At 53.5% G+C, this 19,665-nt stretch carries 16 protein-coding genes and 1 pseudogene; 11 read left to right on the plus strand and 6 right to left on the minus strand.

Going from position 1 to position 19,665, the window contains the following annotated elements; translation table 11 throughout:
* The coding region (locus ACIQ20_RS12420) for a M3 family metallopeptidase (protein ID WP_395780737.1) at nucleotides 1–2,010 on the plus strand (2,010 nt) is incomplete at its 5' end.
* Between the two features lie 17 nt (nucleotides 2,011–2,027).
* Here the strand turns inward: ACIQ20_RS12420 and ACIQ20_RS12425 are convergent.
* The 3 genes from ACIQ20_RS12425 to rpmI all read right to left on the minus strand — a co-directional run bounded on the left by ACIQ20_RS12425 (nucleotide 2,028) and on the right by rpmI (nucleotide 3,605).
* Nucleotides 2,028–2,918, minus strand: a complete 891-nt coding sequence (locus tag ACIQ20_RS12425; RefSeq protein ID WP_395780739.1) for an alpha/beta fold hydrolase — start codon at nucleotides 2,916–2,918, stop codon at nucleotides 2,028–2,030.
* A gap of 115 nt (nucleotides 2,919–3,033) precedes the next feature.
* The gene (gene rplT / locus ACIQ20_RS12430) at nucleotides 3,034–3,393 is read right to left on the minus strand and encodes a 50S ribosomal protein L20 (protein WP_395780741.1); all 360 of its coding nucleotides are present in this window, start codon (nucleotides 3,391–3,393) and stop codon (nucleotides 3,034–3,036) included.
* An 11-nt stretch (nucleotides 3,394–3,404) separates the two neighbouring features.
* Nucleotides 3,405–3,605: a 50S ribosomal protein L35 gene (gene rpmI / locus ACIQ20_RS12435; protein WP_290808298.1), complete on the minus strand. Its 201-nt coding sequence runs from the start codon at nucleotides 3,603–3,605 to the stop codon at nucleotides 3,405–3,407.
* 315 nt (nucleotides 3,606–3,920) lie between these two features.
* On the opposite strand from rpmI, the gene ahcY reads away from it, so the two are divergent.
* From ahcY to ACIQ20_RS12450, 3 genes are all read left to right on the plus strand, one after another.
* On the plus strand, nucleotides 3,921–5,312 hold the full coding sequence (ahcY, locus tag ACIQ20_RS12440) for an adenosylhomocysteinase (protein WP_395780744.1): 1,392 nt from the start codon (nucleotides 3,921–3,923) through the stop codon (nucleotides 5,310–5,312).
* A 621-nt stretch (nucleotides 5,313–5,933) separates the two neighbouring features.
* Complete coding sequence (locus ACIQ20_RS12445; RefSeq protein WP_395780746.1) at nucleotides 5,934–7,742, plus strand: DUF1800 family protein; 1,809 nt, start codon at nucleotides 5,934–5,936, stop codon at nucleotides 7,740–7,742.
* A 23-nt stretch (nucleotides 7,743–7,765) separates the two neighbouring features.
* The gene (locus ACIQ20_RS12450; protein ID WP_395780748.1) at nucleotides 7,766–9,184 is read left to right on the plus strand and encodes a DUF1501 domain-containing protein; all 1,419 of its coding nucleotides are present in this window, start codon (nucleotides 7,766–7,768) and stop codon (nucleotides 9,182–9,184) included.
* Between the two features lie 217 nt (nucleotides 9,185–9,401).
* Here ACIQ20_RS12450 and ACIQ20_RS12455 read toward each other — a convergent pair whose 3' ends face one another.
* On the minus strand, nucleotides 9,402–10,775 hold the full coding sequence (locus tag ACIQ20_RS12455) for a lytic murein transglycosylase (protein WP_395780750.1): 1,374 nt from the start codon (nucleotides 10,773–10,775) through the stop codon (nucleotides 9,402–9,404).
* A gap of 108 nt (nucleotides 10,776–10,883) precedes the next feature.
* Here ACIQ20_RS12455 and ACIQ20_RS12460 point away from each other — a divergent pair, with 108 nt between their 5' ends.
* Both ACIQ20_RS12460 and ACIQ20_RS12465 read left to right on the plus strand, forming a co-directional pair.
* Entirely contained in the window at nucleotides 10,884–12,176 is a 1,293-nt protein-coding gene (locus ACIQ20_RS12460; RefSeq protein ID WP_395780752.1) for a TCR/Tet family MFS transporter, read from the plus strand.
* 133 nt (nucleotides 12,177–12,309) lie between these two features.
* Nucleotides 12,310–13,773, plus strand: a complete 1,464-nt coding sequence (locus tag ACIQ20_RS12465; RefSeq protein ID WP_395780754.1) for a metallophosphoesterase — start codon at nucleotides 12,310–12,312, stop codon at nucleotides 13,771–13,773.
* 24 nt (nucleotides 13,774–13,797) lie between these two features.
* Here ACIQ20_RS12465 and ACIQ20_RS12470 read toward each other — a convergent pair whose 3' ends face one another.
* The gene (locus tag ACIQ20_RS12470; protein WP_395780756.1) at nucleotides 13,798–14,124 is read right to left on the minus strand and encodes a hypothetical protein; all 327 of its coding nucleotides are present in this window, start codon (nucleotides 14,122–14,124) and stop codon (nucleotides 13,798–13,800) included.
* Nucleotides 14,125–14,425: 301 nt separating this feature from the next.
* On the opposite strand from ACIQ20_RS12470, the gene ACIQ20_RS12475 reads away from it, so the two are divergent.
* The 4 genes from ACIQ20_RS12475 to ACIQ20_RS12490 all read left to right on the plus strand — a co-directional run bounded on the left by ACIQ20_RS12475 (nucleotide 14,426) and on the right by ACIQ20_RS12490 (nucleotide 18,682).
* Nucleotides 14,426–15,784 carry a UDP-glucose dehydrogenase family protein gene (locus ACIQ20_RS12475; RefSeq protein WP_395780758.1) on the plus strand — a complete coding sequence of 453 codons (1,359 nt, stop codon included), beginning with the start codon at nucleotides 14,426–14,428 and terminating at the stop codon, nucleotides 15,782–15,784.
* On the plus strand, nucleotides 15,771–16,733 hold the full coding sequence (locus ACIQ20_RS12480) for a UDP-glucuronic acid decarboxylase family protein (protein ID WP_395780760.1): 963 nt from the start codon (nucleotides 15,771–15,773) through the stop codon (nucleotides 16,731–16,733). Before ACIQ20_RS12475 ends, ACIQ20_RS12480 begins: the two co-directional genes overlap by 14 nt.
* Before the next feature lie 211 nt (nucleotides 16,734–16,944).
* A complete protein-coding gene (locus tag ACIQ20_RS12485; protein ID WP_395780762.1) occupies nucleotides 16,945–17,922 on the plus strand; it encodes an NAD-dependent epimerase/dehydratase family protein in 978 nt (325 codons plus the stop codon).
* A gap of 16 nt (nucleotides 17,923–17,938) precedes the next feature.
* Nucleotides 17,939–18,682, plus strand: coding sequence for a glycosyltransferase family 2 protein (locus ACIQ20_RS12490; protein ID WP_395780764.1), 744 nt, complete (start codon nucleotides 17,939–17,941; stop codon nucleotides 18,680–18,682).
* Between the two features lie 12 nt (nucleotides 18,683–18,694).
* Here the strand turns inward: ACIQ20_RS12490 and ACIQ20_RS12495 are convergent, their stop codons facing one another.
* Nucleotides 18,695–18,958, minus strand: a complete 264-nt coding sequence (locus tag ACIQ20_RS12495) for a hypothetical protein (RefSeq protein WP_395780766.1) — start codon at nucleotides 18,956–18,958, stop codon at nucleotides 18,695–18,697.
* Here ACIQ20_RS12495 and ACIQ20_RS12500 point away from each other — a divergent pair.
* Nucleotides 18,857–19,168 (plus strand): annotated as a pseudogene (locus ACIQ20_RS12500) (NAD-dependent epimerase/dehydratase family protein). The gene ACIQ20_RS12495 and the pseudogene ACIQ20_RS12500 sit on opposite strands and share 102 nt — an antisense overlap.
* Nucleotides 19,169–19,665 lie beyond the last annotated feature (497 nt).

Consider the following 19,665-nt stretch of genomic DNA (forward strand, 5'->3'; position numbering starts at 1 on the left):
GCTTTTGACCGGATTCGCCCGGAACATTTCCGGCCGGCCTTTTATGAAGGGATGCGCCAACAAAGGGCTGAGATTGAGGCCATTGCCAATGCGAAAACGGCCCCCACATTCGACAATACCATTCTCGCGATGGAAAAGACTGGCCTGTTCCTTGATGATGTTTCGGCGGTCTTCTTCAATATGACCTCAGCCAATTCCAGCGCGCCAATCCGCGCCATTCAGCGCGAGATGGGCCCCGCAATGGCCGCCCATTCGGATTCGATCCGCCTTAATCCAAAGCTATTTGCCCGGGTTCAAGCGGTTTATGACAAGCGCGCATCCCTGCGCACCCCTGAGCAGCGCCGCCTGGTTGAACGCGTCTATCAAGGCTTTGTTCGTTCTGGTGCCAAACTCAACTCAGAGCAGAAGGCCCGCGTCTCGGAAATCAATCAACGTCTGTCGAGCCTCAGCACCAATTTCAGCCAAAAAGTCTTGGCGGACACCAACCAGTTCGCGCTGGTTCTGGAGACCGAGGCCGACCGCGCCGGCCTAACACAATTCTTCCTCGATGCCGCTTTGGAAGCCGGCCGCGCGCGGGGAACGCCTGGCAAATATGTGGTGACCTTGAACCGCTCAAGCGTGGAGCCCTTCTTAGAGCTCTCGACCAATCGCGCCATGCGGGAGAAGGCTTGGCGCGGCTGGGTGCTGCGGGGTGATAATAACGATGCCGAAGACACCAAGGCGACCGCCAGCGAGATTGTCACCCTTCGCCAAGAGCGCGCCGCGATTTTGGGCTATGCGCATCATGCCGCTTTCACCTTGGATGACACCATGGCCAAAACCCCGGCCAATGTCAGCGCCTTGCTGAACGGCGTGTGGGAGCCTGCCAAAGCAGCCGTGACGCGCGATGCCGCCGAATATCTGGTGCTGGCCAAGTCGCAAGGCTTTACGGGTGACAAGCTGGAGCCGTGGGATTGGCGCTTCTATGCCGAGCAAAAGCGGCGGGCGAAATACAATCTGAACGAAGATGAAGTGAAGCCCTATTTCTCGCTCGACGCCATGTTGGACGCGCAATTCTGGGTCGCCAACCAATTGTTTGGCCTGAAGTTTAAAGAAATCACCGGTACCGTCCCCGTCTATCATCCCGATGTGCGGGTGTGGAAAGTGATGGAGGGTGACGGCCGCCATATCGGCCTGTTCTATGGCGACTTCTTCTCGCGCGAGAGCAAGCAAGGCGGGGCTTGGATGTCCAGCTATCAAGGCCAGGACCGGGTTAACGGCAATCTGAAGCCCATGGTCGTGAACGTGTTGAATTACACAAAAGCCCCCGCGGGCAAGCCGACCCTATTGTCCTATGATGACGCCGAGACCTTGTTCCACGAATTTGGCCACGGCCTGCATGGCTTATTGTCCAATGTCGCCTATCCGAGCCTCGCAGGCACCGCCGTGTCGCGCGACTTTGTGGAATTCCCTGCCCAAATCTATGAGCACTGGCTAGGCCAGCGCCAAGTGTTGGAGCGTTTTGCCCGCCATAGCGACACAGGTGCTGCCATGCCTAAGGAGCTTTTGGACAAAGTGATGGCTGCGCGCAACCATGATCAAGGCTTTGCCACGGTTGAGTTTTTATCTTCTGCCTTGGTCGATATGGACGTGCACAGCCAACCGGATCTGCCCAAGGGCTTTGATATGGGTGCCTTTGAAAAGGCAAGCCTCGCCCGGATCGGCATGCCGCAGGAGATCGTAATGCGCCACCGGCCAACCCACTTCGGCCATATCTTCTCGGGCGGTTATTCGGCTGGCTATTACTCCTACATGTGGTCGGAAGTTCTCGACGCCGATGGCTTCCGCGCCTTTACCGAGACAGGCGATATCTTCAACAAAGATGTCGCCAAGCGCCTGCGCACCTATGTCTATAGCGCTGGCAATGCGCGTGATCCGGCAGAAGCTTACCGCCAATACCGCGGCCGCGATCCAGATCCAAAAGCTCTTCTGGAAATGCGCGGCCTCGCGGACGGCACCAGCGGCAATTAAGCCGCCTTCGCCAGACCTTATTCTACACTTTGCGCATGGCTGATGATCAGATCAGCCATGTGCTTGGTCTTTGACGGTGGGAGGTCATGGGCCATTTGGTCGATGACCTCTAGCTTTGCGCCTTGAATGCGCCGCGCGGTGTCGACCCCGCATGCCAGTGGTACCAATTCATCCTGCTTGCCATGGATGACCAAGGTGGGCGCTTGGATTGACCCCAGCTTTTCGGCACGCGCCCCGTCAGCCAGAATGGCAATCAGCTGGCGCAGCGTGCCTTTGGGATCATAAGCGCGATCATAGGCAGCGGTCGAATGATTGACAAAGGCGTCGGGCGCTCGCGCGGGATCGGGGTAAGAGATCAACTCTAGTGTTCGCCGACCAATCTCGATCGCTTCATCGCGGTTTGGTGCCTTGCTCCGGCGTGCCGTCAGGCGTTGGCGCAGTTTGGCCGGGGCACTGGGCAAGCCGCGTGCACCGCTGGTCGACATCACGGAGATCAAACTGCGCACCCGAGTTGGGTGATGGATCGCCATGTTTTGCGCAATCATCCCACCCATAGAGACCCCGACAACATGGGCGGCATCGATTCCTAGATAATCCAACAGCGCCACCCCATCTTGGGCCATATCCTTGACGTGATAGGCAGTCTTAAAGCCGATCCCGAACAAAAGCCCCGCAATTGCGCGCACGGGGCTTGCCACTTGGGCATCATGTAAATGCGTGGATAGGCCCACGTCGCGATTATCAAACAAGATTACGCGATGCCCGGCAGCCACCAGCTCTGCCATGAAGTCTTCCGGCCACGCGATCAATTGCCGCCCCAGCCCCATAACCAGCAATAGCGGCACGCCCGAGGCCTCGCCCCGTTCTTCATAATAAAGCTCAATGCCATTGGCTTGAATGGTCGGCATGCACTTGTCCCCCGATGCAGGCGCAGTTTTTCGGTGCTTTTGCAAAGTAGCCCAAACAAAAACGGCCCCGAGATACCTCAGGGCCGTTTTCAAGTCATGTCAATTGGGTTGAAACTTAAGCCGCGAGTGCGGCCTTTGCCTTTTCAACCACAGCTGCGAAGGCGGCGGGTTCGCGGATCGCGATATCGCTCAACACTTTGCGGTCGACTTGGATGCCTGCTTTCAACAAGCCGTTGATGAAGACCGAATAGGTCATGTCATGCTGACGGGCTGCTGCGTTGATGCGCTGGATCCACAAAGCGCGGAAGTTGCGCTTCTTGGCCTTGCGGTCGCGGTAGGCATATTGACCAGCGCGCCATACGGCGGCGGTCGCGGTGCGGATGGTGTTCTTCCGGCGGCCTTGGAAGCCTTTAGCGGCTGCCAGGATGTTCTTCCGACGGGCGCGGGTTTGTTGCCCTGCTTTAATACGTGCCATTGTCTATATCCTTACAGCCCGTAGGGCGTCCAAAGTTTCACGCGAATTGCATCGCCTGTAGCGAGCACCGACGTTCCACGGTTTTGACGGATATATTTGGATTTGTGCGACATCAAACGGTGACGCTTGCCCACAACACCATGCATAACTTTGCCGGTAGCCGTGATCTTGAAGCGCTTTTTGACGCCACTCTTAGTCTTCAGTTTCGGCATTTCGCTCTCCTGTGCTATGATGCACGGACTTGTTTTCATAAAGAATTCAAGTCAGCTAAAATAACCGCCACGGCATGCCGTTTCGCCGGACGATCAGATGGGAGGCGCGATCTAATCTAAGAGCGCGCAAAAAACAAGGGATTGGACTGAGTCTAAGCCCGATGGGCAGCACCCAAACCCACGTCCATCTGCAATCATATAAAGACATGTTTATATCTTTCCTTGCCTTTTGTCGAAGCCTCGGTTAGAAGCCGCCTTCTTAGGCCCTGTGCGCGAAGGTCGCTGGCGCAGGCATCGACTCTTCGAGGACACTTCATGACTGACTATATCGTGGCCGACATCGGCTTGGCTGACTGGGGCCGCAAGGAATTGGCAATTGCTGAAACCGAAATGCCTGGCTTGATGGCAACGCGTGCTGAATTCGGCCCAGGTAAGGTTTTGAAAGGCGCCCGCATCGCTGGTTGCCTGCACATGACGATCCAAACCGGCGTCTTGATCGAGACCTTGACCGCTTTGGGTGCTGACGTTCGCTGGTCTTCTTGCAACATCTACTCGACCCAAGATCAAGCTGCCGCCGCGATTGCTGCTGCTGGCGTGCCGGTTTTCGCGATCAAAGGCGAAACGCTTCTTGAGTATTGGGACTATGTCCACAAAATCTTTGAATGGTCCGATGGCGGCTATCCAAACCTGATCCTGGACGATGGTGGCGATGCAACCTTGTTGTGCGTTTTGGGCCCCAAGGCTGAAAAAGATCCCAGCATCTTGAACAACCCACAAAACGAAGAAGAAGAAGCGCTCTACACTGTGATGAAGCGCTATTTGGTCGAAAAGCCAGGCTTCTATTCGGCGATCCGCGATGCCATCAAGGGCGTGTCGGAAGAAACCACCACGGGTGTGCACCGTCTGTATCAAATGGCTGAGCGTGGCGATCTGCCATTCCCAGGCATCAATGTGAACGACAGCGTGACCAAGTCGAAATTCGACAACCTCTATGGCTGTAAGGAATCTTTGGTCGACGGCATCCGCCGTGGCACAGACGTGATGATGGCCGGTAAAGTCGCCATGGTTGCAGGCTTTGGTGACGTGGGCAAAGGCTCTGCCGCTTCACTTCGCAACGCCGGTTGCCGCGTGATGATTTCTGAAATCGACCCCATCTGCGCGCTGCAAGCCGCGATGGAAGGCTATGAAGTCGTCACCATGGAAGATGCCGCACCTCGTGCAGACATTTTCGTGACCGCCACCGGTAACCTCGACGTTCTGACGCTCGACCACATGCGCGCGATGAAAGATCGCGCCATTGTCTGCAACATCGGCCACTTCGACAGCGAAATCCAAGTCGCAGCCCTTCGAAACTACAAGTGGCACAACGTAAAGCCACAGGTCGATGAAGTCGAATTCCCAGACGGCAAGCGCATCATCGTCTTGTCAGAAGGCCGCTTGGTCAATCTGGGCAATGGCACCGGTCACCCAAGCTTCGTGATGTCGGCATCGTTTACCAACCAAACCTTGGCTCAAATCGAGTTGCACACCAACCGCGATAAGTATGAGAACCAAGTCTATGTGTTGCCAAAGCACCTCGACGAAAAGGTCGCGATATTGCACCTCGAGAAAGTTGGTGCCAAGCTGACGAAACTGACCAAGGCCCAGTCGGACTATATCAGCGTCCCAGAAACCGGCCCATTCAAGCCAGACACCTATCGCTATTGATCCTGCGGCCGGGTTAGTCCCGGCTCAGATCAAGGGGCAATCGGGGGATTGCAAGGCGGCGGCGCAGATTTCTGCGTCGCCGTTTTCTTTTGCGCAGGACCTAACCAACCAAGTCGGATTGACTGGCGGTAGTTGTTTGCTTGCAGCCGCCTCAATGCCTGATGGCGATCTTGGCTGAAAATCTCGATCCCAAGTGAATTAATTGACACGGCGCGAAGCGGCCTCGGCCCATAAAACTTAAGCGCATGAGAGCAGGGCAAGCTGCTCGTAAATGCGACCACAAGCATCCATACATTGCTACTCAGCCGCTGTTAGTTCAGCCCTTAATTGTCCTGGCTTTCGCCAGACCTGTTCGTATTGGTGCCACAGAAAACGATCCTGACCGCCGACTTAGCAGCCAACCCACAAAGGTAACCAAGGCAGAGTCCTTTAGTAACCTCGGCAGTCTTCAGAGCTCAACCTATTGATTTTAAATATTAAATTAATGAACAATCTGCCGAACTCCTTTCACCATTGGCCTGCGCGCATTCTTTTACCGCAATTTAACCACGAAGATTAGGCAATCGGTATCACTGCTTTGGTATGGTGAATCCAAGAGAGCCAAGTGGGTTAGGCAATAAAATGACAAATCGCAAGCAAATGACCTTATGTGCTTTGGTGGCCGCCACCATCCTCACTGCAAGCTGCGAATCGGAAATCGCCGTGCCAATTCTTGACGCTGGGTTGAGCACTTCCGCCGCCGCTCAAGGTATAGAGGCAACCCCGTCCACATTGTCTGCAACGCAAACTCCACTCATTGCTGACAAGCCAGAAAGCCGCGTTGAAGCAGCGCGGTTTTTGAATCAAGCAACCTTTGGGGCAACATCCGTGGAAGTCGATCGCCTGATGTCCATGGGCTATTCGGCTTGGATTGATGAGCAGTTCGCACTTCCCCGACAGCAAACCTACGCAAAATGGATAAAGACCGATGGCCCGCGCTTGAACCCAGTAGATTTTGCAGATGGGAATTCGGACCGCGAAAGCGCGGCTTGGTACACTTTAGCCAAAAATCAACCAGATCAATTGCGGCTTCGCACAGCATGGGCCTTGTCGCAAATTTTTGTGGTCAGCCGCGCAAAAGTAGGCGGCAATATCATCTTGTGGATGGACACAACTGCTGATGGTGGCTTTGGCACTTATCGGGAAATGCTCCAACTTATGACCTTTAGTCCAGTTATGGCCCAGTTCTTGGATTACCGGGAGAACTCCGACAGAGACGGGCGTATTCCAGACCAAAACTATGCTCGCGAAATTATGCAATTGTTCTCCATCGGACTTTGGCAGTTAAACGCGGATGGGACACTAAAATTCGACGCGTCGGGTCAACGTATTCCAACATATTCTCAAGCCGATGTTACGGGCCTCTCGTATGTATTTACGGGCTTGAATCTGCAGAGCGGCGGTGACCGTGTTGGGACCTGCCGTGACGATGCTGGAAGACTTTTGCCGGCAACTAATGACATGAAATTACTTTGGCGATGCGAGCTTTCTGTTTGGCCCTATGCCTCTACGCGCCAGCATTCCTTTTTGGGAGTTACAATCCCGGCCATCTCAAAGTGGAGCTCGGCCCGGATTCTGCAAGATAATGGGCGCAAGAATATTGGCATCGCACTTGACACTTTAGCGAACCACCCCAACACAGCCCCGTTCATCAGCAAATTGCTTATCCAACGCTTCACCACAAGCAACCCCAGTCCAGCCTATGTTGCCCGTGTCGCGGCTGCTTTCGCCAAAAATGGCAAAGGCGTCCGGGGTGACTTCAAAGCTATCGTAAAACAAATTCTATTAGACCCCGAGGCGCGAACGCCTGCCGTCCAAACCCCCTACGAGTTTGGAAAAATTCGCGAACCGATACTTGCTATTGCTCAGCTCAATCGTGTTTTGAACGCGAACGATGGAAAGGGAAATGTCTGGGCGGGAAGCTCTGGCTGCCGCGTTCATCACAATATCGTCTCGGAATTGGAACGTCCTTACAACTCTGCTACGGTATTTAACTACTATCGCCCAACCTTCGCTGCTCCTTCTGGCAAAGTGGCAGCGCAGAATATGGTCGCGCCTGAAATGCAGATCACCGATACCAGCACCACGCTTGATTGGTCTCGTTTTGTTCAGCAAACACTTCAACGTGGTGGCACAGGTTGTGCAAATGCTGCGAAACGCCAGAACAGCTTTGCTTATGACGAGTTTTGGGCCGAGAGCGCGAATGCCGAGCAATTGGCTGATAAAGTTCTTCTGCTGCTCGCCCCGGGCGCTAATTGGACAGATCTCCGGCCCGCTTTAGTCCGTTCGATCAATAGTATCCCCGCAGCGACCCAAGCAAACCGCATTGATCGGATCAAAATCGCAATCATGTTGACGATGTTGACCCCTGAATATCGTGTCCAACGATAGAAGAAAAAGAAACGAGCAAAGTTATGTCTATTGACCTCAGCGCAACAGGGATCAACCGCCGTCACTTCTTAGGTGGAGCCGCATTAGCTGGTGGATTCTCACCGCTGGCTCTCCAAATGGCAGCGTCGACTGCATCAGCCGCTGGTAACGACTACAAGGCTTTGGTTTGCCTTTACTTGGATGGCGGCCTCGATCATCTTCACGCCATCCTTCCATCTGATCCGACTAATTACGAAGCTTTACGCGCCCTTCGTCCTGGCATCAGTTTGCCCAACCGCAGCAATCTTCGGTCGTTGGCAACTCGGTCATCTCAAGGTGGTCGCACGGCAGCCCTTCATCCGATGTTGCCCCGGATGCGCCAAATCTATGACCAGGGAAAGATGGCCATCGTTTATGGCCACGGCGGCATGAATGCGCCAGCGACCAAGAATGAATACGCGAACTATACTGCACGCCTGCCTTCAGCTGCCGGGTCGCACAACAATGGGGACGCCCAAATCCATACTTTTGGCGACGATGGTACGCGCTATGGCTGGGGCGGGTTGGCCATGGACGTCCTAGCTTCCATGAATCAGGACAATTTGTTCGCCAGTATGGGCGTTGGGCCACTCAACAACGCGTTCAGCACAGGTCGCACAATTGACCTCATTAAAGCAGACATCAATGGTCAGGCTTCCAATATTGCCGGGCTTAGCGGTACAGTCTTTGGTTCGACTGTAGCTACCGCAGAACTGAATGCCTTGATGCAGCGTCAAACCCTGCCCACCGCTATGGGCCAAGATTATGCGGAAGTGAATCGTCGGATTATGGAATCTTATCGTCAACTCAACGATGCATTTAATGCGACAAGAAACCTTGCGCCGCTACCGACCAATTCTTCTTTACCAAACTTCCGCACCGCTTGGGCCGACAATGATATTGCAGCCGCACTTAGAACCGTCGCGAGATGTATTTCTGCGCGTAATGTTCTGCGCGTCAACCGCCAAGTCTTCTTCATCAATATGCGGAACTTTGACACGCATGGCAATCAAGTGCTCGACTTGGATGGACGAAACTTCATCCGCATGGATGCGGCGATTGGCTATTTCTATGACACGATGGCAGCCATGGGCCTCTCAAACAACGTAACTCTTTTCACGACTACCGAATTTGGTCGGTCCATTCGTTCAAACGGCAGTGGAACCGACCATGGTTGGGGCGGGGGGAGCTTTGTGGTGGGCGGTGCGGTGAAAGGCGGGGACATTTATGGATCGCTGATGGATATGGCTATCAATGGAAACGACATCCTCGATATTGGCAACTCGCCTACTGCAATTCCGACGATCAGTAATCAGCAATATTGTGCGACTCTAGCAAGTTGGTTGGGTGTGCCGGATTCCATCTTGCCAGACATTTTCCCGAACTTGAATCGATTCAGTCCGTCGAAGCTGGCATTTTTGTAGTCCTAAGCGACGAATAGAATTCTGACTCAAAGATAGTCCTAGAATCGTCTCACTTTTTGCTGAACTGCGCCTGAACTAGGCTCGGAAAGCTCTTCTAGAACCAACCCCATTAGCGTTTGCCCGGGCTAGGCCCGGCACAGATAGTGGGGCAATCGGGGGATTGCAAGGCGGCGGCGCTGGTTTCTGCTCCGCCGTTTTCTTTTGTTTGGGAAATAGCCTACCATGTCATCTTCACAGGCGGCGGACCTTTGTAATTGGGGTCGGCCGCAGATGGTGGCGGCGGCACAATCGTGCTGGGGGTCGAAACCGATGTTGCAGCCGGGGGCTGGCTGGCCTGCACTTCGGCTCGGATGGCGGCCAAAGCGCTGACCGACGCATAGCCATCGGCAACTTTCCCGCGGCTTTTCTGATAGGCCTGCAAAGCCGCCCGCGTGCGCGGACCGGCTTGACCATCGGGTATGCCGACATCAAAGCCCAGACCGTTGAGCAAATTCTGTAACTCGGTCGCCCCTACCCGACCGATGGGCGGGTCATCGGTCGGCCAACGGGTCGGCATTCGGCCACGTCCAGCGATTTGATCGGCCAAAAGCGCGACTGACAAGGCGTAGGCATCGGCCGCATTATAGGCCCGGATCGCGCCATAATTGACGCCCACCAGAAACGCCGCGCCACGCGCGCCAGCGGGTGCTAAAAGCCGGACTTGCCACGTATCCGTGTCAACTGAGGCGGTTTGGCCTTCCGGCAACTCGGTCACAATTGGATTGACGCCCAACGCCTTCCAAAACGACAGTGGCCGGCGAACACCGTCAGCAAGGCTCCAATCAAAATCTGCTGGCACCGTGGCTTCTACGCCCCAACGCTCTCCTGCTTGCCATCCGGCGCGCTCCAGATAGTTTTGCGTGGAGGCCAAAGCGTCGATTGGGTTGGACCAGATATCGCGTTTGCCATCGCCATCACCGTCAATCGCGCGGCTTAGGAAAGAGCTCGGCATGAATTGAGTGTGACCCATAGCACCCGCCCACGAGCCGATAAGATCGCTGCGTGTCGCTTCTCCGCGCTCTAGAATGTCAAAAACTGCCAGCAATTCGGATTCACCCAAGGCAGTACGTCGACCGGTGTAAGCCAAAGTTGCTAGCGAGCGAACCACATCCGAGGAGCCTTTATTGCCGCCAAAACTGCTTTCTAAGCCCCAAATGGCGATCGCAAACTCGAGCGGCACACCCGTGCGCTCCACAAGGGGGGCCAACGCGTCCTTGCGCGCGGCATAGGCAGAACGGCCCTGCTCAATCCGGTTCTGAGATACGGCTCCAGCCATGTAGGTCCAAATCGGGCGGACAAATTCGGGTTGGCTTTCATTCAGCCGTTTCACATCCCCATTGGGCGCGATATTGGCCAGAGTAGCATCGACGATGGCGGGCTGTTTCTTGCTGATTAGGACGGCACGCGTCGCAAAGTCACTGCGCCAGGCGTCAAATTCAGCCGAGCCAGAGGACGTGAAGGGCGGCGGCACATAGGCCAGCGGCTCTTGCGCACCAGCCAAGGTCGAAGTTGCAACAGCCAAAGCTGCCAAGCTAAAAGTTCGGGCCATCATGCGGTCAGTCTAAGATGCTGCGAGTGAAGCCGCAATGAAGAAGATGCGCGAAGTTCCATTCTGCCCTGTGCACTGCCTTGATAACCCTTTAAGTAAAGCGGATAACATTTGAGTGATCGAAAAGCCGGGGCACGTGTGACAGACCAATCAAGCCAAGTAGTGGCAACGCCACCTGCAGCCCGGCCCGGTGCCATGATCTTTATTCTTGCGACCGTGGTACTCGATATGCTGTCGATCGGCCTGATCGTGCCGATCATGCCGCGCTTGGTTGAGACCTATTTTACCGATGTTACGTCTGCCGCCCACGCTTTTGGCTGGTCCATGACAATTTGGGCCTTCCTGCAATTCTTCATGTCACCGATTTTGGGGGCTTTGTCAGATCAGTTTGGACGCAGACCCATTATTCTCATGTCCTGTGTGGGCTTGGGTGTTTCCTATTTTGCCACCGCTGTTGCGCCCACCTTTCTGGCATTTTTGGCCGCGCGCGTGATTTCCGGCGCCACGGCTGGCAATATTTCGGCAGCCAATGCCTATGTGGCTGATGTGACACCTCCTGCTGGGCGGGCGAAGGCGTTTGGGATGCTGGGCGCGGCATTCGGTGTTGGCTTTACTTTTGGCCCTGCCATGGGCGGCCTTTTGGGGTCAATTGATGTCCGATTACCCCTCTATGTCGCTGGCGCTTTGTGCTTTATCAATGCGGCTTATGGGTATTTCGTCTTGCCTGAGTCCCATAAGCTCGAGAATCGCACCCCGTTTAGATGGCGCAAAGCCAATCCGATTGGGGCCTTGGCTGTGTTTAAGGGCCAGCCCATGCTTTACGCCCTTATCCCGGTTTATGCCCTGTTTGCGTTGGCTCAGAATGTGTTCCCATCTAGCTTTGTTCTTTATGCGGAGCACCGTTACCATTTTGACACTATCACAACCGGCGCCACCATGGCCGCCTCTTCCACCTTGATGATTTTGGCACAGCTTTTCATTGTTCAGCGGGTTGTTGGACGCTTGGGTGAGCGGCGATCCCTCATGATCGCTCTTTTCTTTGGGATGAGCGGCTTTGCCCTTTATGGCTTAGCCCCGACGCCTGTATGGTTTTGGGCCTCGATGCCCGTGATGACTTTGTGGGCGCTCTTCAACCCATCCGTGCAGAGCCTGATGACCCAGCGCGTCTCAGCCAGTGCACAAGGCCAATTGCAGGGTGGCCTTGCGTCGCTCATGGCTTTGATGGGAATTTTCGCACCAACACTTTATACCAGCCTGTTTGCCTTAGGCGTCGCAAAACAATTGCCCGGCGGATTGGGCTTGCCCGGGGCCCCGTTCCTGACGGCTTCGTTTTTTCTGGGCACCGCCCTCGTTATCGCAATCTTTGCCGTCCGCCGCAGCCCTGGCAGCGGCAAGCCACAATGAGGTGGTGCAAAGTATGCCTCACAATAAGGTGACAACAAGTCCAACACCTTATGCGTCGTTCGTCACAAGCCCGTCATGAGATAGTCCTAGCAATCAAACAAATCGGGCGGGTTAGCCTTCAGGGGAGTACAGGATGGGACAGCGGAAATTTTTGGCAGCCAGCGTCTTGGCCATATTGAGCCTAGCAGCACCTGCCCTCGCCCATCCAAATCATAATGCTGCCCTCGCCCCACTTGCTCCTTGGCAACAGGCCTCAATTTGGCCAGACCGCATCATCACGACGTTTGAAACCGACCCAACCACCAGTTTTTCTGTCACATGGCGGACCGATGGCAGCGTTACACAAGCTGTGGCAGAGATTGTCCTAGCCACGCCCGATGCCCGCTTTGATCTGGGCGCGACCCGCAAAGCGGCGGATTCAGAGCCGCTCGATCTCGAGACCATCAAAACGGCAGGGCAAGAACTAAAGATGACATGGAATGCCGGTCTGGCACCTGTCACCTATCACTCGATTAACTTCGACGGGCTGCAACCAGATACGCTTTATGCGTACCGCGTCGGCGGTGGCGATGGTAAATGGAGTGAATGGTTCCAAATCCGCACAGCGCCTAAGTCAGGCCCGATCAAGTTTCTCTATGTCGGCGACGCGCAAAATGGCGTACTGTCGCATTGGTCGCGACTGATCCGCGCTGGTTATCAAAAAATGCCGGACGCGCGCTTCATCATTCACGCAGGTGATCTGGTCAATCGCGGCTCTCGCGACATTGAGTGGGCAGAATGGTTCAAGGCTGTTGGCTTTATCCATGGCATGATCCCCGCCATCCCGGTTTCAGGCAACCACGAGTATGATAGTTTTGGCGTCGGGCCAGCCCAGCGCCGGCTTCTTTCTGCGATGTGGCGACCGCAATTCCGCTTGAACTCGGTAGAAAGCTTGCCTGCCACCCTGCGCGAGACCGTTTACAAGGTCGCCTATGGACCAGACCTCGACATCTTCGTGCTGGACACCACGTCGGAAGACTTGGCCAGTCAAGCGGCTTGGTTGGACCAAGCCCTCACTCAGTCCAAGGCCAAATGGCGCATCGTGACCATGCACCATCCGATTTTCTCGTCCGGCCAAGGACGGGACAATCTCTCGCGGCGCAATCTTCTATTGCCGGTCTTTAGCAAACATAAGGTCGATCTGATCCTGCAAGGCCATGATCATACCTATGCCCGTGGCACCATTGCTGAAACCGATCTGCAACGGCCGGAGCGGGCAGTTGTTGGTGGTGCAGAAGATGTTGCGATGATGTTTGTCAATTCGGTTTCAGGCCCAAAACAATATAAGTTCAAATCCACACGATGGGACGAATATGCCCCATCGGGCGTAAGGCTGGACCGCTTTGGTGAAGGCACACAATTCTTCCAAACCATCGAGATCAACGGCGGCATGCTGCAATATCGTGCCTATGCCGCGACAGGCGAACTCTATGACAGCTTTGATATGAGCAAAGACGCCGCCGGCAAAAAGCAGGTGACCAAAGGACCAGCCGCAACGATGGAACAGCGCACCTACGGCCCCAATTTCCCCCATCGCGACTTCAAAGACCCGCAATAGCCTAGTCGGCGCTACGAGAAGTACTTAGAGGCCAATCCGTACGACTTGGATGATCAGGGTCCATGCGATGAGCGAGAAGACCACAGCGATGGCAAATCCAATAGGGCGCAAATCCCTCATAGAGTCGCTATCTTCATGGATTTGCGCCGCAAACTCCATTTCCAGTCGCTCTTGAATGGTTTGCACGGGCGAAGGAACATGAGCGGGATCTCGCGAAAAACGTGCAGCATTTTCAGCAGTTACCAGAACCGCATCCTGCACCTGTATCTCCGCATGCTTATGGACAGATTCCAAGTCAATTGCTTGAGCTTCTGTCGTGTCGCGCAGACCCTTTGGTTTTGCTTTGCCCATCCCCAACTTCCCCCCCTAGAAAGCTTCATATAATCCGCGCGTATTTCAGCCCGCTTAAGCCGATTAGATAAATTTGAGAGATTCATGAATAATGGCGAGCCCGGGTTTCGCCTCATCAAATCGGCTTAGTCAAAATGCGCTACTGTTGTCATAAACTTGAGGTAAGAGTCTGGCATTGAAATTGCTACCTCAAGGATAGACGTCACGTTTCAGGACATTGGGGCGGTCAGCAAGTGCTTCGGATGAATTTCTTACTTTTGATTATCTGTGGAATTCGCCGAACTTGTCAAAGGTAGAGTAAATGCGCGTTACGATGATTGGTTCGGGCTATGTAGGCCTTGTTTCGGGTTCCTGTTTTGCGGACTTTGGTCACGATGTGACTTGTGTTGACAAGGATTCAACCAAGATCGATCAGTTGAACCAAGGCGTCATGCCCATCTTTGAGCCAGGGCTCGATCATTTGGTCGCGCGCAATGTTGAAGCAGGTCGGCTGCACTTTACGGTCGACGCGGCGCAGGCAATCTCAGCCTCCGATGCTGTCTTTATTGGTGTCGGCACACCCGCGCGTAGCTCTGACGGTCATGCAGATCTGTCCTATGTCTATGCTGCAGCAGAAGAAATCGCGGACTTGATCAAGGGCTTCACCGTCATCGTGACAAAGTCCACGGTGCCTGTTGGGACTGGCGATGAAATCGAAGCCATCATTCGCAAGCGGCGACCAAGCGCAGAATTCGCAGTGGTCTCCAATCCGGAATTCTTGCGCGAAGGCGCAGCGATACGCGACTTCCAGGAACCAGATCGCGTTGTCATCGGAGGTGCGGACGATCCGCGCGCCCGCCAGATCATGCAGGACCTCTACCGTCCCCTTATGGCACAAGAAACACCGATTTTGTTTACATCGCGCCGGACCTCGGAACTCACCAAGTATGCGGCGAACGCATTCCTTGCAATGAAGATCACCTTCATCAATGAAATCGCGAACCTGTGCGAGCAGGTCGACGCTGACGTTCAAGAAGTGTCCCTGGGCATTGGCTTGGACGAGCGGATTGGCAAGCGCTTCTTGCAAGCTGGGCCAGGCTATGGCGGGTCTTGTTTCCCGAAGGATACTTTGGCCTTGATGAGGACGGCCCGCGACGCCGGGGCACCAGTTGAACTGATTGAAACAACTGTTCGCATCAATGATGCCCGCAAGCAGGCCATGGCGCAGAAAATTGTTCAGGCTATGGGCGGTGATGTTCAAGGCAAAACGATCGCGGTTCTGGGTCTAACATTTAAACCAAATACAGATGATATGCGCGACGCGCCGTCACTCGAGATCCTTCCAGCGCTACAGGCCGAAGGCGCGCGTATTCGGGCCTTTGATCCTGAAGGCATGCATGAGGCGCAGCGCCACTTCAAAAACATTGATTATGCCGCCAGCACCACTGACGCCATTGAGGGCGCCGATGCGTTGGTGATCCTGACCGAATGGGACGCGTTTAAAGCGATAGAACTCGGCAAGTTAAAAACGATGCTTTCGGCTCCAATTGTGGTCGACCTAAGGAACATGTTCAGCATCGCTGAAATGAACAGATATGGAATTCGCTATTTTGGTGTAGGAAGACCCGAGAACTCTCGCCAGATTTCAAACATTAAGGAACTACACGATGTATCATGCTAATAAACGCGTTCTGGTCACTGGCGGGGCAGGCTTTTTGGGCTCGCACTTGTGCGAGCGCCTGTTGGAAGCGGGGGCCGAGGTTATCTGCGTGGATAACTTCTTTACCGGCACCCGTCGAAACGTTGAACATTTGATTGGCCATAAGCGCTTTGAATTAATGCGCCATGATGTGTGCTTCCCGTTGTTTGTGGAAGTCGATGAGATCTACAATCTCGCCTGCCCGGCTTCACCCATCCACTACCAGCATGATCCGGTCCAGACGACCAAAACCAGCGTGCATGGTGCAATCAACATGCTGGGCTTGGCCAAGCGGGTCCGTGCCAAAATCTTCCAAGCCTCTACCTCGGAAGTTTATGGCGACCCCAGCGTCCATCCTCAACCCGAAGAATATTGGGGCAATGTGAACCCAATCGGGCCACGCTCGTGCTATGACGAGGGCAAGCGTTGTGCCGAGACCTTATTCTTCGACTATAATCGCCAGCATAAAGTGCGGATCAAGGTCGCGCGTATCTTCAATACCTATGGACCGCGCATGCATCCCAATGATGGCCGGGTTGTTTCAAACTTCATCGTCCAAGCCCTGCAAAACCAGGATATTTCGGTCTATGGGGCGGGCGAACAGACCCGTTCCTTCTGTTACGTCGATGATTTGGTCTCGGGCTTTATGAAGCTGATGGCGACAGGCGATGACGTCATTGGTCCGATTAATCTGGGCAATCCTGGTGAATTCACTATTCGTCAGTTGGCAGAATTGGTCATTGAATTGACGGGCTCCAAATCGCGCATCGTGGAATTCCCGCTACCCCAAGACGACCCCAAGCAGCGTCGCCCGGTAATCGAGAAGGCAAAGGCCCAACTCGGGTGGGAACCAAACGTGCAGTTGCGCGAAGGCTTGGGTAAAACCATCGTCTATTTCGATGCACTTCTGTCTGACGGAGCGCCAGTTTGAGGGATTAACTCTCATTATCATCCAGAGCTCAAGGCTCACTAGTCGCTGAAAGAACTCAAACTGGAACGAAAATTGAGTTTGCTTACTATGTAATCTGGCGGCTGCATTGTTACTGAAAAACAATGCAGCCGCCAGAAGCTAAGCCAAGCAGATTTCAATGAATTCAATCAGTTTGTTGTTAATGAGCTGCTAAACATCGAAGGGAATTATTATGACGCAAGGTAAAAAAGTGCTGGTATGCGGAGCTGGTGGGTTCATTGGTCACCATTTGGTTCGCCGGCTCAAGTTAGAAGGAGCGTGGGTTCGAGGTGTGGACCTAAAATTCCCAAGGTTCTCAAGCACTGACGCAGATGATTTTGCAGTCGGGGATCTACGCGAGCAGTCATTTGTACGTGAGATTATCGATCAGCGCTTCGATGAGGTCTATCAGCTCGCCGCGGACATGGGCGGTGCAGGCTACATCTTCACCGGAGAGAATGATGCCGCAGTAATGCACAATTCAGCTCTGATAAATTTGAATGTGTTAGAAGCGTGCCAGAAGCGCAACATTAAGCGGATATTCTATTCGTCCTCTGCATGTATGTATCCTGAATACAATCAACGTGATCCAGAAAATCCGATGTGTTCAGAGGATTCAGCGTATCCGGCTGCTCCAGATAGTGAGTATGGATGGGAGAAGTTGTTTTCTGAGCGACTTTATTTGGCCTTTGCTCGCAACTTAGGGATTGAGGCTCGAGTTGCCCGCTATCACAACATCTTTGGACCTGAAGGTAGTTGGAACGATGGCAAGGAGAAGGCTCCTGCCGCAATTTGTCGGAAAGTAGCCCAAGCCTTAGACGGTGGACACATTGAAGTTTGGGGAGACGGCGAGCAGACGCGGTCCTTTTTGTATATTGACGAATGCCTAGAGGCAACAATTCGTTTGATGCGATCGGATTGGACTGGGCCAGTCAACATCGGCTCTGAAGAGATGGTAACCATCAATGAGCTTACAGACATTGTAGCCGACATAGCGCAAAAATCTGTCCAAAAAAATCATATTGATGGACCTACCGGTGTTCGCGGACGAAACAGCGACAATCGACTAATCGAAGAAGTCCTAGGCTGGAAGCCAAGTCAACCTCTCCGCCACGGACTTGAGAAGACCTATGCTTGGGTGAATCGGCAAGTTCTATCAAATTCAAAATAGTTGGAGCACCGCCGCTATGAAAATCTCAGTGATTACAGTATGCTTCAATTCGGAGCGAACTATCCGAGAAACTATTCAATCCTTTCTCGATCAGGACTATGATAACAAGGAACTTTATTTGATCGATGGAGGTTCAACGGATAAAACTCTAGATATCGTGAATTCTTTCCGCTCAGACTTGATTACTATATTGTCCGAGCCTGATGAAGGAATTTATGACGCGATGAATAAGGGTCTGAAAGTTTTCCAAGGCGATGCAGTCGGATTCTTGAACTCGGACGATTGCTATCATACACCCAAAAGTCTATCCGCCATCGCCACCAAATTAAAAATGCATGATGTGGCTCATGGCCACCTTCAGTTCGTAGAGAGCCACATTTCTAAAAAGCGAACTAGAGTATGGAAGGGTACGAACTATCACAAGGGGAGCTTTAAAGCTGGCTGGATGCCAGCACATCCAACCTTCTATGTTCGTAAAAGCGTGGCTCATGCTACCGGCCTGTTTGACAAGAACATGCGAGTTGCCGCTGACTATGATTGGATGCTCAGAGCAATTGAATTGAATAGTTGTTCAATTGGTCTCGTGGACGAGATTGTCATAGATATGCAGGGCGGAGGCAATAGCACAAGAAGTCTCTCGGCATACGTCAAGGGTAACTTGGAGTCGTTAGAATCCAGGCGCCGTTGGTTGGAGACGGGGCTGGTTGATTTGGCATTCTTTTTGAAACCGGTAAGAAAATTGAACCAGTTGATACTCTAGAGCATGTTCCGATCATTCTGCATTATAGTCGTAGCTTGCTAAGTAGTTTAGGCATTTGTGCAGTTTGAACATGGTGGCGAGGGAGCCGATGACGTCCCAGAGAGCGCTCTCCTCACCGGGCCATTGGAGCCAACGAACGAGTAGTATGCGATTGCCAAAATCGCCGGAATCAAGCTGTGTCAGGCCTATCGTCGTCAATATGGCTGCGACTTCATCGCGGCCCAGCCAACCAATCTCTATGGTCCAGGCGACAATTATGATCTCGAATCGAGCCATGTTCTGCCAGCGCTTCTACGCAAAGCGCATGAGGCAAAATTGGGCGGTGCCGACTAGCTCGTTGTTTGGGGCTCTGGAAGTCCAAGGCGCGAGTTTCTCTATGTCGACGACTTGGCAGATGCGGTTGTCCATCTCGCCAAAGTCAATAGCGACGAAGAGCACGTCAATGTTGGCTCGGGCGCAGAAGTGACGATTAAAGAACTGGCCTAGCTTGTTTGCGAGACAGTTGGTTTTCAAGGCCAATTACGATTTCATGTATCAAAACCGGACGACACGGCCCGAAAATTGTCCGATGTCTCAAAATTAAACGGATTGGGATGGAACCGCGCCCGTGCCCTGAGAGAAGGCCTCGCCGAGACCTATCAAACTGCATTCGACTTGGGCAGAACAGAGCAGAAATAAAGCATAGTCAGTTGTAAAACTGACGCAAATTACCCCTAAAAGGCGTTCCGTAAAGACTAGCAAGTTGGTTGCAGGTAAACTGGCATATTGTTTGCTTGTCACAACTTCAAATTCTCAAGGCGGGCCTCTTTAAGTCCTGAAGCCTAGGAATTCAGCAGATTGTGACTGGTCTCAGGACCCGACGTGAGGAGGGGACGTATGTTGAGTATTGATCGGATGGATGGATTATATTCTGGTGGTGACACGTTGGTGTCGCGTGTGAGCGGCTATGGAGCGAAGCGTTGGTTTGACGTGGGTGTTAGCGG

The organism is Aquidulcibacter sp., from assembly GCF_044346625.1.
Classification (GTDB): domain Bacteria; phylum Pseudomonadota; class Alphaproteobacteria; order Caulobacterales; family Aquidulcibacteraceae; genus Aquidulcibacter.